This window comes from Paenibacillus shenyangensis (genome assembly GCF_000346635.1).
In the GTDB taxonomy this organism is placed as follows: domain Bacteria; phylum Bacillota; class Bacilli; order Paenibacillales; family Paenibacillaceae; genus Saccharibacillus; species Saccharibacillus dauci.
Genome location: NZ_AOIG01000011.1, coordinates 1 through 16,135, shown reverse-complemented (window position 1 = coordinate 16,135; position 16,135 = coordinate 1). Strand labels below are relative to the sequence as shown.

General features: G+C 48.1%; 15 protein-coding genes. 1 reads left to right on the top strand and 14 read right to left on the bottom strand.

The features are described from left to right. Positions 1–112: 112 nt before the first annotated feature. The 14 genes from H065_RS0109985 to H065_RS0109920 form a co-directional block, all read right to left on the bottom strand. A complete protein-coding gene (locus H065_RS0109985; protein WP_017812909.1) occupies positions 113–649 on the bottom strand; it encodes a cell wall elongation regulator TseB-like domain-containing protein in 537 nt (178 codons plus the stop codon). A 30-nt stretch (positions 650–679) separates the two neighbouring features. Further along, a complete protein-coding gene (locus tag H065_RS0109980) occupies positions 680–1,987 on the bottom strand; it encodes an amidohydrolase (protein ID WP_017812908.1) in 1,308 nt (435 codons plus the stop codon). Then, positions 1,968–2,627, bottom strand: coding sequence for a redox-sensing transcriptional repressor Rex (locus H065_RS0109975; protein ID WP_017812907.1), 660 nt, complete (start codon positions 2,625–2,627; stop codon positions 1,968–1,970). Before H065_RS0109975 ends, H065_RS0109980 begins: the two co-directional genes overlap by 20 nt. Next, the gene (gene dinG, locus H065_RS0109970) at positions 2,624–5,518 is read right to left on the bottom strand and encodes an ATP-dependent DNA helicase DinG (protein WP_017812906.1); all 2,895 of its coding nucleotides are present in this window, start codon (positions 5,516–5,518) and stop codon (positions 2,624–2,626) included. The genes H065_RS0109975 and dinG overlap by 4 nt, the downstream gene beginning before the upstream one ends. Before the next feature lie 344 nt (positions 5,519–5,862). Next, positions 5,863–6,246, bottom strand: coding sequence for an aspartate 1-decarboxylase (panD, locus tag H065_RS0109965; protein ID WP_017812905.1), 384 nt, complete (start codon positions 6,244–6,246; stop codon positions 5,863–5,865). Continuing rightward, positions 6,239–7,144, bottom strand: coding sequence for a pantoate--beta-alanine ligase (gene panC, locus H065_RS0109960; RefSeq protein ID WP_017812904.1), 906 nt, complete (start codon positions 7,142–7,144; stop codon positions 6,239–6,241). The genes panD and panC overlap by 8 nt, the downstream gene beginning before the upstream one ends. Next, on the bottom strand, positions 7,141–8,013 hold the full coding sequence (panB, locus tag H065_RS0109955) for a 3-methyl-2-oxobutanoate hydroxymethyltransferase (protein WP_017812903.1): 873 nt from the start codon (positions 8,011–8,013) through the stop codon (positions 7,141–7,143). The genes panC and panB overlap by 4 nt, the downstream gene beginning before the upstream one ends. A gap of 503 nt (positions 8,014–8,516) precedes the next feature. Next, positions 8,517–9,491, bottom strand: coding sequence for a biotin--[acetyl-CoA-carboxylase] ligase (locus tag H065_RS0109950; RefSeq protein WP_017812902.1), 975 nt, complete (start codon positions 9,489–9,491; stop codon positions 8,517–8,519). Then, entirely contained in the window at positions 9,491–10,762 is a 1,272-nt protein-coding gene (locus H065_RS0109945; RefSeq protein ID WP_017812901.1) for a CCA tRNA nucleotidyltransferase, read from the bottom strand. Before H065_RS0109945 ends, H065_RS0109950 begins: the two co-directional genes overlap by 1 nt. 12 nt (positions 10,763–10,774) lie before the next feature. After that, a complete protein-coding gene (gene bshA / locus H065_RS0109940; protein ID WP_017812900.1) occupies positions 10,775–11,935 on the bottom strand; it encodes an N-acetyl-alpha-D-glucosaminyl L-malate synthase BshA in 1,161 nt (386 codons plus the stop codon). A gap of 146 nt (positions 11,936–12,081) precedes the next feature. After that, positions 12,082–12,783 (bottom strand): bacillithiol biosynthesis deacetylase BshB1, encoded by a 702-nt coding sequence (gene bshB1, locus H065_RS0109935; RefSeq protein WP_017812899.1) that lies wholly within the window; start codon positions 12,781–12,783, stop codon positions 12,082–12,084. Further along, the gene (gene mgsA / locus H065_RS0109930; protein WP_017812898.1) at positions 12,780–13,205 is read right to left on the bottom strand and encodes a methylglyoxal synthase; all 426 of its coding nucleotides are present in this window, start codon (positions 13,203–13,205) and stop codon (positions 12,780–12,782) included. The genes bshB1 and mgsA overlap by 4 nt, the downstream gene beginning before the upstream one ends. Positions 13,206–13,307: 102 nt before the next feature. Beyond that, the gene (gene dapB, locus H065_RS0109925) at positions 13,308–14,111 is read right to left on the bottom strand and encodes a 4-hydroxy-tetrahydrodipicolinate reductase (protein WP_017812897.1); all 804 of its coding nucleotides are present in this window, start codon (positions 14,109–14,111) and stop codon (positions 13,308–13,310) included. Between the two features lie 100 nt (positions 14,112–14,211). Continuing rightward, the gene (locus H065_RS0109920) at positions 14,212–14,562 is read right to left on the bottom strand and encodes a nucleotide pyrophosphohydrolase (RefSeq protein WP_017812896.1); all 351 of its coding nucleotides are present in this window, start codon (positions 14,560–14,562) and stop codon (positions 14,212–14,214) included. 297 nt (positions 14,563–14,859) lie between these two features. Between H065_RS0109920 and H065_RS0109915 the strand changes: the two genes are divergently transcribed. After that, positions 14,860–15,735: a YitT family protein gene (locus H065_RS0109915; protein ID WP_017812895.1), complete on the top strand. Its 876-nt coding sequence runs from the start codon at positions 14,860–14,862 to the stop codon at positions 15,733–15,735. Positions 15,736–16,135 lie beyond the last annotated feature (400 nt).

The window sequence follows — 16,135 nt, the reverse complement described above, 5'->3', positions numbered from 1 at the left end:
ATATACAAAAAAGCGGCTGCATATGAGATTACTATCTCTGCAGCCGCTTTTTATATTCATTTTCTTATGGATCGTTGTTAATCATTCATGACCTGGTAACAATATCGCCGGATTAATTGCCGGACAATGTGTTAGGCAGCTCCATCGGTCCACCCAGCTTGGTGCCATCACGGAAGTTGTAAAATACATAGTAATAATGATCTCCTGATTTGGCGAATACCTGCCATGTGTATTTACCGTTGTACGAACCCGGTAGGGTACGAACCACTTCAGCACCTGGCAGATCTTTTTGTACCAGCTGATCCACCTGTTGTACATTTATGGTTCCTGCTGTTTTCTCTACATGTACAGCATTGGCTCCCTGTACCGGAGTGCCGTCTTTATTAAATTTGACCCAGACCATTACTTCCTGCTGCTGATCATTCTGTCCCTGCACTACCCAATAGATCGACTTTTCATTCCAGACCGACTGGTACGTGCGGGTAAGCGAAGTCAGGTTAGCCTGCTTCTGGGCAATCTCCAGCGCTTCCTGTTCATGGCTCCATGGCTTGGCCATAACATGCACATAGAACTGGTTCACACATAGTACTATTAGACCTACTACTGTAATAATAATCGCTATCCACTTGCCACTTCCCAAATTTCGCAAGACACGCCATCCTTTCTGTTCAACTTGCGGTTAGCGTGTGAGCAAACCTTCAAAAGCAAGCTGTGCTTCACGGCGGATTTTTTCTTCATCCAACGTCAGCGATACGCCATCTTTGATTAGCTGCTTGCCGTCTACCCAGACATGCAGTACATCTTTGGCGCTGGCTGAATATACCGTGTGAGAGATAAAGTCCGTAAACGGCAGGAAATGAGGCTGATCGATATTCAGAGATGTGATATCGGCTTTCATTCCCACTGCAAATACGCCTGTGTTATCCAGGAATACGGATTTGGCACCATATTCGGTACCCATACGCAGAGCTTCCAGTGCAGGTACAGCCGTAGGATCACCGGATACGCCTTTATGGATCAATGCGGCCAGGCGCATTTCTTCAAACATATCCAGATTGTTATTGCTTGCAGGTCCATCCGTACCCAGGGATACAACTACGCCTGCACGCAGCAGATCAGGTACACGTGCTACACCACTCGCCAGCTTAAGGTTGCTGCCCGGGTTATGAGAAATGGTTGCTTTGTGGGCAGCCAGTTTTTGAATCTCTTCATCAGTCAGATGAACAGCATGTGCCAGCAAGGTTGGACGAGTGAATACACCCAGTTTTTCCAGATGATCTACCGGACGCAGACCGTAGTCACGTACGTTTTGTTCTACCTCAGCCACGGTCTCGGACATATGGGTATGCAGTGGAACATCCAGATCATGAGCAGCCTGCACGAATTTCTCGATAAATGCCGGTGGACAAGTGTACGGGGCATGTGGAGACATCATTGTGGTGATGCGTCCATTCGCTTGACCATGCCAGTCGCGTACGAATTGTACCGCCTGGTTAAGCTTCTCGTTCTGCTCTTCTTCCGAGCACAGACCGATAACGCCGCGCATCAGGACTGCGCGCATGCCGGATTGCTCAACGACTTCGGCAACACGCTCGGAACGGTCATACATATCAAGGAATGTTGTTGTGCCGCCTTTGAGCATTTCCAGAACAGACAGTGCTGTACCGATGTAGACATCATCACTCGTAAATTTGGCTTCCATCGGCCACATTTTCTCCTGCAACCATACTTGCAGAGCCAGATCATCTCCATAACCGCGCAGCAAGGACATGGCCGCATGACCATGACTGTTCACTAATCCGGGAATAAAGAATTGATGTCTACCGTCTACGATCGTCATGCCTTCCTGATCAGCAGGCTCCTCTTCGCCCAGATAAGTAATCACATCATTCTCGATAACCATGTGTCCGTATAATACAGATTTTTCTCCATGGGAAGCTGCGAAGATTCCGTTTTTGATCATCCATTTACTCGGTGAGTTGTTCATTCGTCTCTAATTCCTTTCCATCTTCAAGGTAGTAGGCCAGACTCAGCAGATCGGTAGTAAAATCTGCTGTATGCACACGTACATGTGGTGGTGTTTTCAGGATAATCGGTGCAAAATTCAGAATCGCCTCGATGCCTGCTTCAATCAGCTGATCGGCAACACGCTGTGCCTCGGTATTGGGAACGGTAATAATACCGACCCGGATATGCTTGGACTTCACTGTCTCGGACAGCTCATCTATCGGCTGTACAGTCAGCGTATTAATCTGGGTCCCTACCTTGGGTGTATACGAATCAAAGATTGCTATAATCTTCATCGTCTCCTGCAGATAGACATTATAGTTGGAAAGCGCGTGTCCCAGATTACCTGCTCCAATCAGCGCGACATTGATCTGCTGATCAAGCTTCAGGATATGACGTATCTTCTCAATCAGATAGGATACATCATATCCGATTCCTTTACGACCAAAATCACCAAAATAAGCAAGGTCTTTACGAATTTGGGCTGGGTTGAGATCCAGTTTTTGTCCCAGCTCCTGCGAAGATACAGTGGGTACCTCACGGGTATGCAGCTCGTTCAGGTATCTTAGGTAGACAGGTAATCTTCGCACGACCGCTTCTGATATTTTATCGGATTTCATGCTTGCTCCCCCTCTTGATTTGCAGCATCCTTCTCGTTCTCACGATGGCTCAGCCATTCCGCAATACGGGGAACCATTTGCTGCGTAGGCATATGTTCCATTTTGGGACCGGGCAGCGAATACAGGAAGTGCTTACCATAATACGATTCGATAACACGGGTATCATAGATAAGTACAATACCGCGGTCATTCGCTGTCCGGACCAGTCTGCCAAAGCCCTGCTTGAACCGGATAACTGCCTGTGGTACAGATAATTTCATAAATGGATTTTTCTTCTCTTTTTTGAGCCGTTCACTTTTGGCTTCTACCAATGGATGATTGGGCGGCTGGAAAGGCAGTCGCACAATCGCCAGACAGGTCAGTGCCTCTCCGGGAATATCGACGCCTTCCCAGAAGCTGCTCGTCCCCAGCAGTACGCAGGCCGGATGCTCCTGGAAACGGCGGGTCAGCTTGGTCCGGCTGCCTCCATCCACACCCTGTCCGAATACGGCAATATCGCTCTGTGATAATTTCTCCTTCAGAGGCTCGTACACCTGCTTGAGCATGCGATAAGAAGTAAATAAGACCAGCATACGTCCGCGCGTTGCCTCGGCAGCATCTGCCAGCGAACGGGCCAGCATGCTGACAAAGTGTTCATCACCGACACTTCCCTTCACGCTTGGGAAGTCTCTTGGGATCAGTACAAGTGACTGTTCCCGGTAATTAAACGGAGATTCCAGCATCGAGGTATTCAGCTTGCCCTGCTGCTCGGCTTCCTTAAGCCCCAGTTGTTCGATCATGTACTGGAAATTTTTGTCGATCGACAGTGTTGCAGATGTCAGCACAATACTTTTCTTTTTGTCAAAGAAATGCTCTTTGAGCTGCTGGCTGACATCGACCGGAACAGCATACATCTGCAGCGATTTGCTGCGATAATTGCCGTTCGCTTCATACCAGTAGACCGTATCGTCACTATCCAGCTTGATAAAATGACGAAGATCATCGCGAACACCGGTCAGATCCTTGAATAGTCCCGATACATCGGTTACGAGTCCATCGCTATCCAGCACCTCATCCGATTCCTTGATCTTGTTCATGACCTGTTCACCCTTACGGATAATCTGGCTAAGACCAATATAAATCCGATTTTCCAGCTCCGCGATTTCGGCCCATTCTTCCGGTTTCTTTTGCGGCAGCAGACGAAGGGTAAACTGCGCAGCCTCGCCTGGAGCCGCATCACTGCGCTGTGGCAGCAGAGCGAACAACAGCTCACTAAGCTTATCCCAGTCTTCTTTAACATCTGTTAGTTCCGGATACAGATTATCGATGGCTATTGCCCACTCCATACCGCGTTCACTGCCAGAAGATCCCAGCTGCTGACGCAAAATCGCCAGCTGACCGGTCTTGCTGTCCTTGAACAGACGCAGCATTGGATGAACCAATGTGAAATATTTCATGTGCATGCCCAGATGTTTGCCGGCTACATCTTCAAGATGATGAGCCTCATCAATAACCAGATGCTCGTAGGCAGGCAGCAGCTGATGTCCAGCCTTGATATCGGTAAACAGCTTGGAATGGTTCGTAATTACCACATCTGCTGCACCGGCTTCATGCTTGGCTCGGTGATAAAAGCACTGCCGGAACCATGGACAAGCACGTCCCAGACAGGAATCGGTATCACTGGCGACCGTTTCCCAGAAATCGCCACCGCGGTTGCCCATATTGAGCTCTTCATCATCCCCGGTCTCGGTAGCTGTCAGCCAGACAATCATCTGGGCAGCGATCAGCACATCTTCCTTGGGACTCTGAAATTCCTTTGTATTTATTTTATGCTCAAATTTGCGCAGACACAAATAATGCTGGCGTCCCTTGAACACGGCAGCACGAAAAGCAAACGGAATCACTTGTGTCAGCAGCGGAACATCCCGTTCGCGCAGCTGTTCCTGCAAATTAATCGTATGCGTGCTGACCATAACTCTCTCGCTGTTTTTGACGCTATGATAAATGGAAGGCAGCAAATAACCAAGCGATTTGCCCGTTCCGGTTCCTGCTTCAATCAATAAATGCTTCTCATCCGTAAGTGCGCGTACTACTTCGTCAAACATCTGATTCTGCGGCTCACGTTCTTCATAATCCGGCAGCAGCTTGCGCAAGTTGTCTTTGACCTGTTCCAGGAACTCATCAAAGGACACATCTGCCAGCGGCATGCCTTCTCTTGCTTCCTCGGCAGAAGGGATATCCATCCAGTCGCCTACTTTCAGCGCAAGCTGGCGGTAGAATCGATGTTCATCCAGATCCTGTGCCGGCTGTGCTTCACGCTGCATGCGCACACCATCAAAGTACCAGCCCAGATCACTATCCTGATTGTCGAACAGCTCTGCCAGGCGCTGTACTGTAATCAGCGGCAGACCATCCAATTCTTCCAGGCATTTCAGAAATACATAGGCTGTCGCCAGTGCATCACTATCCGCCTGATGGGGACGATCATGTTCGAATCCAAGCGAGCTGCTGACCATACTCAGCTGATAACTAGGCAGATTCGGGAAAAATACACGCAGGAAATCCATCGTATCCAGCACTCTGCCGGTAAACGGCAAATAACCGGTACGGTCCAGTGCACGCTGCAAAAAGCCCAAATCAAAAGCTACATTATGTCCGACCAGCACTGCATCTTCCAGTAGCGGAATCATCTCCAGCATCACGTCATCCAGTTCTGGAGCGTCTGCTACATCTTCGTTGCGAATACCCGTTAATCCGGTAATAAATGGAGGAATCTTCCCTCCGGGTTTGACCATGGAGCTGTATACCTGTGTAATCGTTAAATCATGATCTATAACAGCAAGACCCACCTGAATGATATCATCCGAGGACTGGGTTCCTGTTGTCTCAAAATCCAGTACGGCAAATTTCATGGATGTCTAAATCCTTTCCTTGCAGTCGTCACACCTGATGTCAAAATGTTCACCTATCAGCATACCAGAACAGGACGGTTTTGAAAACGTGGCGAGGTGACGGAAACTGACGCATTCGGCATCCCCATTATCGCGGCTGCCCAGCAATCTCTCCCCGACCGCCCCTTTATTCTGTAGATGCATAAAAAAAGGTGATACATGACGTGTTTGACAGGCACGCAGTATCACCTTGCTTAGGCGTTATGTTTCTTTTATTATACATGATTTCCTCTAGTACGCCTACGCATATTATCTACCTGGACAGACTGCAGATCCGGTTCATAGCTCCATGTATATCATTCGCGTTACATAATGGTAGCATGAACCTCTTTGTGGGCTTCCATTACCGGTTTGTTTTGACCGTCCACGAATACAACAGTTGGACGATGTTCCTGAAGTTCTTCATGGCTCATCATGCCGTAGGAGATAATAATAACCGTATCACCAGGCTGTACCAGACGTGCAGCTGCCCCATTCAGGCAAACAACACCGCTGCCGCGTGGACCGGTAATCACATACGTCTCCAGACGAGCGCCATTGTTGTTGTTAACGATCTGCACTTTTTCATTTTCCAGCAGATCTGCAGCTTCCATCAGATCTTCGTCGATTGTAATACTGCCGACGTAGTTCAGGTTGGCTTCTGTCACCGTAGCACGATGGATTTTGGATTTCATCATTGTTCTATACATGAAGGGACACACCTTTCGTTTCCATGATTACATTATCGATCAGACGGGTTGGACCGAATTTGACAGCCAGCGCCATAATGATTTCTCCATTACATTGATAAAGAACAGTATCGTCAGCGAGCACTTCCAGCTGCGGGAATGACAGAATCTCTGCGTAATCGATAACGGCGATAGCAGAAGTACCGATTTCCCGGCGTAGAAGTTCGCGTACCTGACCAGCTGTCATCTGCGGATTACTGATTATTTCTTCACTAGCCAGACGCAGGGAACGGGATAATACCAATGCCTGCTCACGCTCTTCTGCCGAGAGATAGACATTGCGTGAACTAAGTGCCAATCCATCTTGTTCACGAACAATTGGGCAAGGAACAATCTCGATATCCATATTCAGATCATCCACCATCTGGCGAATAACGGCTACCTGCTGGGCATCCTTGGCTCCGAAAAAGGCATGATCCGGTTTGACGATATTGAACAGCTTGGTGACTACAGTCGATACACCATCAAAATGACCCGGACGAGATGCGCCGCAAAGTGTATCGGTCAGTTCTGCTACGCTCACATGCGTCTTAGTTGGCGATGGATACATTACCTCTACCGCCGGCAGGAATACAATATCTACACCTTCTGCTTCCGCTAACGCCAGATCGCGCTGTTCATCACGCGGATAGCGCTCAAAATCTTCATTCGGTCCAAACTGGATCGGATTGACGAAAATGCTGATTACCACGATATCGCTCATTTCACGGGCTTTGCGCATCAGGCTGGCATGACCTTCATGCAGGAATCCCATGGTAGGTACCAGACCGACCGTCGCTTCATGATTATGGAGAGAACGCTGTTTGCGAAGGCTTTTCACTTCCTGACGAATCTCTGCGATGCTGTGTAGTACCTTCACGCTTGTTCCTCTCCTTTCCCTTTAGCCCCATATAAGGAGTCGAGTGCTTCCTGATCTGGATTAAAAGCATGCTGCTCCGCCGGAAAAGCGCGTGTTTTGACCTCGTTTACATACTCTTCCAAAGCTGTGCGGATGGTAGTTCCGATATCGGCATACGTTTTAACAAAACGCTTTTCACGATAAGCGGATGTATATTTGACCACATCATGAAATACCAGCACCTGACCATCACACCCGCGTCCTGCTCCGATCCCGATCGTCGGGATAGACAGCTGGCCTGTAATCATCGCAGCTGTATCTTCCGTAACCAGCTCCAGTACTACACCAAATGCGCCTGCAGCTTCGAGTGTCTTGGCATCATTCAGCAGACGCTGAGCATCCTGTTCGTCTTTGCCTTGTACACGATACCCACCGATCTGATGCACCGATTGCGGTGTCAGACCGATATGAGCGAGCACGGGCACACCCGCACGTGTAATTGCTGCTACGGTATCGGCAATCTCTGCTCCGCCTTCCAGCTTTACGGCGTGGGCATGACCTTCCTGCATAATGCGCTTCACACTGCGCAGTGTCTCATCTATACTTCCGTGATATGTCATGAACGGCAGATCCGCCACGATAAAAGTAGACTGTGCTCCACGTGCGACTGCACGAGAATGATAGACAATATCATCTACCGTTACCGGGATAGTCGAATCATATCCCAGTACCACATTGCCCAGTGAATCCCCAATCAGCAGCATTTCTACGCCGGCTTCTTCTGCCAGCTGGGCGGTTGGGTAATCATAGGCGGTCACCATCGTAATCGGATCGCCTTCTTTTTTCATTTTTTTCATTTTAACAATATTCAGCGGCGTTTTGGCTGCCATGTGACATCAAGCTCCTTCTAATCAATATAGTATTTGGACAAAATAAAAAACCTTTTAGTGATTCACTAAAAAGGTCCAGAGTCCAAAAAAGAGTCACTTTGCGATCATCTCTTCTGTCTCGGTCCAGTTCACGGCTCAGAGCAGAATTGAAGTTAGCCAACACCTCGCTTCGTATGGGTATCCCGAAGAATACATGATTTGGATAGGGCAGAATGTAATCAGACAGAAATGTGTTCATTCGTACAGAAAAGCTACCTTCAGGCTGCCGGTCGGATATAATCGAACCGAAAAAAATACCTGCTGCATCTCCATCCTGTCTGATGGTGCTCGCCTGCCAGCTTACACCAAGTTAACATCATAAAGTACGGTTCGGACATGCCGATACCGTCTTCCCTGCTAGTATACCAGAGTCGTTCCACAATTTCACTATTTAAAGTTGATTACATTTTATTACTTACCTACCGGAGATATGCAGACCCAGCTGCTATCTCCCTGATACCTTTTTATAAATGAATTTCACCGGAATAGACTGGCAGAATACTGCCGTCTTTTTGCTGGAGCAGCAGCTCTCCGTTATTGCCCAGACCTGTAGCTGTACCCTGCAACTCACCCTGCGGTGTATGAACAGTCAGATGCCGTCCCATTGAGAAAGCCAATGCTTCCCATAAAGCGGCAATCGCCGTGAATCCTTGTTGACTATACAGCTGATACATGGCTTCGAGTTCCTGGATCACTGCGGCTACCACCAGCGTACGATCCAGCGGATCTCCGCCGCTCTCCATACGCAGGGAGGTGGCAATAGCCTGAAGCTCCTCAGGCAGATCCTCGGCTGCCAGATTCACATCGATACCGATCCCTGCGATAGCATGCCGTACATAACCGTCCTCGGCTGCCGATTCTACCAGAATACCGCATACCTTGCGTCCGTCGATCAATAGATCATTGGGCCACTTGATACCGATATTCAGGTCACTCACACTTCGCAGCGCACGACAGACTGCGACTGCTGCCAGCAGTGTCAGCTGCGGCGTATACTGCAGAGGCTGTACAGGACGCATAATCAGACTCATCCAGATACCACGTCCCGGAGGCGAGTGCCAGTGTCGTCCCTGACGGCCACGGCCGCTGATCTGTTCCTCAGCGATGACCAATGTACCTTCAGGTGCTCCTTCTTCTGCCAGAGCCCGTGCGATATCCTGAGTTGAACTAACAGAGGGGAACAAATGCAGCGGCTGTCCCCAGGAGGTTACCTGATCCAATCGCATGCGCAGGGACACTTCATCAAATCGATCCGGATAACGGGTTATTCGGTAGCCTTTGCGGGTAACTGATTCGAATTCGTATCCTTGCTCCTTGAGCCGATTGATTCCTTTCCATACTGCGGTACGACTGACAGCCATCCGGCGGCTGATCTCTTCCCCTGAGATATATTCACCCGGGCGATCGGTCAAGAGCGCCAATAGTTGTTCATCGCGCATCAGTTATCCCTCTTTTCATACTGCTGACGGGCATAGTCCAGAATGGCTTCCCGTGTATTGTCCAGTTGTCCAGCAGCCGTCGCCAGCAGAATCTCGTTCATCAGCTTGCCCAGCCATGGACCGCCTTTGGCCTGAAGGGCTGCGAGCAGCTCCTGTCCATTGATCTCTACATCACCCAGACTGAATATATTCATTTCATCCAGCCATTGCTTGCCATGTTCTGCAAATATCGCGAGCTGCTGCTGTTCGTTATCCATTAGAACCGGATACAGTTGCTGCCATTGCAAGGCCGTCTCACGTCCGTAATGGACAACTGCGGATATATACACTTCAAATAAAGATTCCTCAGCATCCGTACCTGCAGCAGTTAACAGTCGCTCATTCATACGCAGCAGACGGGATACCTGATCCATAAAGGCATTGGAAAATGTCCACTCCTTCATGTACGGCTTCATCCGTTCGCTGTCCAGTCCCATTGCCATCACAATCAGCGTCCAGCGCAGTACAGCGGGGTCTGCCGGAATATCAGCCAATCGCATCAGCAGCTCCGGCTGTTCCGGCGGACATGGAACATTAATTTTCATATCGGGAACAAGCTCGCTCTCCTGTAACAAACGGATTCCTTTAAACGGATAAAGACCGGCGATCATTTTCTCCATTTCAACGCGAATACGTTCGGCGGCAATATACCGAATCAGCGAACGCCGATGCACGAGTGCCTGCCAGGTAGCCGGTTCAATCGTAAAATCAAACACGGACGAAAACCGTATACCACGCAGCATTCGCAGTGCATCTTCCTCAAAACGCTCTTCCGGATCACCTACACAGCGTATAATTCCCTGCTCCAGATCTTCCTGGCCATGAAACGGATCCACATAACTGCCGTCGATACCGCGGGCAATCGCATTCATCGTAAAATCCCGGCGGCGCAGATCTTCATACAGATCACTGACAAACTGTACCTGCTCTGGACGCCGATGATCGGTATAGTCACTCTCGGTACGGTATGTAGTTACCTCAAACTGTTCTCCATTCATAATGACTGTAATCGTTCCATGCGCTATCCCTGTCGGAATAGTGTGTTCGAATATATTCATTACCTGTTCGGGTGTGGCATTGGTCGCGATATCCATATCGTTTACCGGCCGCCCCATCAGTTCATCGCGAACACAGCCACCAACAAAATAACCTTCATATCCCTGTTCAATCAGACGACGGAGCAGAGATATACCCTGCTCCGCCATTTGTGGATCTATCCATTTCCAATCCATTGCCGATCCCTCTCAACCTTGTACCGGAGAAGGCTTGGACATCTCGCGTCCCAGCACCCGGTAGTAAATTTGTTCGTATTTATTTAACATCGCTTCATTACTGAATTCGGTCTGCGCACGCTGGATACACTGTTCACGTACCTGCTGCATCAGCATTGGATCACGCAGCAGCTGTAGCGCATAACCTGCCATTGCTTCCGTATCTCCGATTTGTGCCAGATAACCGGTCTCTCCATGAATGACCAGCTCCGGAATCCCACCTGCCTGTGAACCGATCGTCGGTACACCGCAGGCCATTGCTTCGAGCGCTACCAGTCCAAAGCTTTCTTTTTCGGAAGGCAGCATAAGAATATCCGCCAGCGAGATCACCTGTGGAATATCATCCTGTTTACCCAGGAAATGTACCCGATCGGTTAGTCCCAGCTCCTGAATCTGCCACTGAATTTTTGGCAAATCCGGTCCTTCTCCAACAAACAGCAGGCGTGAAGGAATCTCGGCATTAATACGGGCAAACGTATCCACTACATCCCCTACCCGTTTTACCGGACGGAAATTGGAAATATGCATAATAATCCGATCATCACCAAAGCCGAAATCTTCACATAATTGGGCAGTTTCCCGTGGATAATAGACCCGTTTGTCGACAAAATTATAAGTTAGATCAATATCACGCGTGATATCGAGCAGCTCATGCGTCTCACGGATCAGATCCTTGGAGACGGCTGTCACTGCATCACTTTCATTAATTGCCAGACGAATCAGATCCTTAAGCGATTCATCCTGAGCCAGCACCGTAATATCGGTTCCGTGCAGTGTCGTTACCACTTTCAGATGATCACCAATCATCTGCTTGGCCAGAAAAGCACAGACTGCATGCGGTACCGCATAATGTACATGCAGCACATCCAGCTGCTGCATTTTGGCTACCTGCGCCATTTTGTTAGCTAGTGTCAGATCATACGGTGGATATTTGAATACGTAATAGTCGTTAACCTCGACTTCGTGATAGAAAATATTTTTGTGAAAAGTTCCCAGACGAAAAGGGACACTATGCGAAATAAAATGCACTTCATGCCCTTTTTCGGCAAGCAGCTTGCCAAGTTCGGTCGCCACGACGCCGGATCCGCCAAGTGACGGATAACAAGTGATGCCAATTTTCAGCATCTTGTCCATAAGGGCAGTCTCCCTTCCTTTAATCCTTCATTAGTTTACATCTTGTGAGGGAAATACTATGCATCTGTCTTCTATTGTTATACCTGTGCGAAAGGGATATCCCAATTGTGACAGATGGCTGTGCAATGCGGATATCAAGCGCAGAACTATAGAAGCCGATCCACAACGTAAGGCGTTTTGGTAACGAATCCTTCTGCATAGAGTGTCATACTGCGCTGTCCCGCTAATGAGTCGCGGTAGCGAACACGTTCTACATACCCTTGATTAAGCGGTGTAGCTACAGTATCGCTGTCGCTGCCAAGACCTCCAAACTGGGATGCGTAACAGGATAATGTCTCTATTTTGCGTTCATAATGCTCACTGATATCTACCATTAGATTAGCCGGACCCGGATCATTAATAAAATAGAAATACGTCTGCTGTACAGTAACCGGTGGCAGTTCCGGCATATAGCGGCGCAGCTTGGCGTTGAAGACAGCTTCTTCCACCAGCTTGCTGCATACCATATGATCGGGATGACGATCTTCCCAGTAGGGAGCAAATACAATCTTCGGTGCACAGCGGCGAATCTCTGCCGTGATCGCATCCAGCTGTTCACGTGATCGTTCCAGCCCCCGGTCAGGCAGCTGAAGATTGTTGCGATAAGCAAGTCCCATCACTTCGGCGGCAGCTGCCGCTTCCTGTTTGCGCAGCTCCACGGTACCATTGGAAGACATCTCTGCTTCGGTCAACTCGCAAATACCTACACGCAGGCCAGCTGCGGTATGTTTGATAATGGTTCCTGCCATTCCAATCTCCGCATCATCTGCGTGCGCGCCGAAGATCAGAATGTCCAACTGCTCACTCATTCCACACCCTCCACCGGTTTGTATTTATCCGGCAGTTCACGCCATGCAAAATCGCCACGATCCAGTGCTTTGACCAGAATCTCCGCTGTTGCAATATTGGTTGCTACCGGAATTCCCTGCACATCGCAAATACGCAGTAATGCCGTAATATCCGGCTCATGCGGCTGTGCCATCAACGGATCTCGCAGGAAAATAATCAGATCCAGCTCATTCTGGGCTACCAGCGCACCAATCTGCTGATCACCGCCAAGCGGACCCGACATAAAGCGGTGAATTTTCAGATCGGTCTGTTCCATAATACGCAGTCCGGTTGTTCCTGTAGAATACAACTGATGTCCATGAAATACATGTTCATAAGCCGTTACAAAGTTAACCATTTCATCCTTTTTACGATCATGCGCGATAAAAGCAATGTGAAACACAGATATCTCTCCTGTCATTTATCTATTTATAGGTATATTTTTCCGTCACTTCGTTATTAGCCTTAATTATAGAGATACAAGACATTCAGGATAATATGCCGATCAGTCGACAAACTGCTCAAATCCATAGACCATGCCGGTATATTCCATTACTTTCTGTACCCCGATCTTCACACCGGGCATGTATCCTGCACGTTCGTAGGAATCATGACGAATCTTGAGAGACTGTCCAAAGCTCCCAAATATAACTTCCTGTTGAGCGAATACCCCTGGCAGACGAACACTGTGAATACGGAATCCATCATATTCTCCACCACGCGATCCAGGAATCGTTTCTTTTTCCTTGGGATTACCCTGCTTCATCGATTCACGTACTTCAGAGATCATCTCTGCGGTCTTCACTGCTGTACCCGAAGGTGCATCCAGCTTCTGGTCACCATGGTATTCGATAATTTCCAGATGCGGGAAATGCTTGGCGGCAAGAGCCGAGAAACGCATCAGCAGAATAGCACCGATCGAGAAGTTTGGAGCAATCAATCCGCCAATACCGGCTTGCTCGCATTTGGTATTTAATTCTTCAATCTGCTCAGGGGTATAGCCTGTAGTCCCCATTACCGGACGGACTCCTGCCGCAATCGCCAGATTGGCATGTTCATAGGCAAATTCCGGGTTTGTAAAATCGACCAATACATCTGCCTGTCCAGCAGCCAACGCCTCCTGAAGTTCGGCAGTGACCAACACACCGGACGTACCCATTCCTACCATTTCACCTGCATCCCGGCCCGCATCGGAACGACCGACAGCTGCTGCCAGCTCCAGTTCCTCATCACCCAGTACCAGTTTAACAACTTCCTTGCCCATACGCCCACCGGCGCCAGCTACTATTACACGAATCGGTTTGTCCATGATTAATCTCCTTTACCGCTTCTATTCATTATCATTATATAGATAGTTATTATAAGTGTGTATCCGTCAAATGAGCCAGTACAATCTGATCCGGCATTATTTATTGATCGTTCTCACCGGTCTGCTCTTCGATACGTGTCCAGCGATCTTTGTCACGGGTATTAAATTTATGCATAACTTTATCATGCGCTTCTGCCAGATCAATCCCGAGCGAATTGGCAAAACAAATCGTAATAAACAGGATATCTCCCAGTTCCAGCTCGATCGAATTATCCGCTTCGTCATTCTTCTTGGGCTTCTCACCATAGGAATGGTTGACTTCACGCGCCAGCTCACCGACTTCCTCGGACATTCTCGCCAGCATAGCCAGTGGTGAAAAGTATCCTTCCTTGAATTGGGAAATGTAGGCATCTACCTCTCTTTGCATTTCCGCGAGTGACTTCTCTGTCATTCCAATCCCTCCGTAACATCCAAATATATAGTATAAAAATTACAAACCATGTATAGGTATGTATACGCTCTACCGAGCTGTCAATACTGCCTATTGCCGAATCCATGACTCCCCCATATAGTTAAGGATGGGCCGGACCGTAACGGGGATTTCATATCATTTTTATGTATGATCCAGCGATATGACTCCCTTTGAATATGTCATTACCATGTTATCCTAAAGCGATTTTGAAAACAAATCCTTTTTACTGTAAATATTGTCCTTGCATTCTACTATTCCACTGGAGGTATTGCTAACATGTCACATCGATTCTGGCGACAATTCCACGTGATTCTGCCGATTTTATTCGGAGCGGGAGTGTACGCATTTGGTTTGCTTTATTTTATTATTCCCAACAAGTTAATGGAAGGTGGCGTAACGGGGATTACCATTTTGCTGAATTATGCGTTTGGCATCTCTCCCTCGCTGTCTACGCTGATTATCAATATTCCGCTGTTCCTGATCGGTCTCAAAATGCTCGGTCGCAGGCAGATGATCTATACTGGTGTAGGAATCGCTGCGCTAACCTTTTTCCTGTGGTTATTCGAGCGAATGATTGATATCGGCTGGATCATTCCTTTTCAGACACAGCATGATTATATTCTGGCTGTGCTGTATGCAGGAGTTACACTAGGGATTGGACTCGGCATTGTATTCCGGTTTGGCGGGACAACTGGCGGCTCCGATATTATTGCGACGATCCTGAACCGGGCATTCGGCTGGAGTATCGGCCAGATCATGCTTGCGCTGGATATTATCATTATTGGTGGCTCCCTGTTTTTCATTTCCAAAGAGCTGGTATTATACACACTGGTCACTGTATTTATCGCTACCAAAATTATCGATTTTATTCAGGAAGGTGCCTATTCCGGCAAAGCCTTTACCATCATTAGCGATCATGCCGCAGAGATTGCCGAGATTATTATGAAAGAAATGGATCGCGGAGTTACACTGATTCCGGCGATTGGCGCTTATTCCAAGCAGGCCAAGGAAGTCGCCTACTGCGTCGTCTCCCGTCAGGAGATTCGTCGTGTACATAATATCGTAAAATCGGTCGATCCCCGTGCATTCGTAGTTATCAATGAAGTGAACGATGTACATGGAGAAGGATTCCGCGAGGAACTTCACCACTGATCCTTGAGAAACTTCATTACTGATTCTCCGATCTACCTGAATCGTCGAGTCGTGACGATCTGTAGGCATTTTCTATACAGAACTACGATTATGTTTATGGTGTTTATATTATTTGTTGCACCGTTATCGATACTGTCTGTGCAGAATAGATACTATTTATGGATTCCCGTTAATATTTCCGTACAAGATTAAGATCGACCGTTATTTAGATTAACGCCTGCTGTTCATAATCAGACTCTTTATGAATGTTGAAATTATCTATCGGATAAACTTGATACTATATTTTTCAGAAAACACTGTATGTATCTTAAAAAAAAGCACTGAACGAATTTGTTCAGTGCTTTTTTGTGTGAGCAGGTGATTATACGTGCTGTTCTTCTAGGGCGTGTTTTAAAACCCG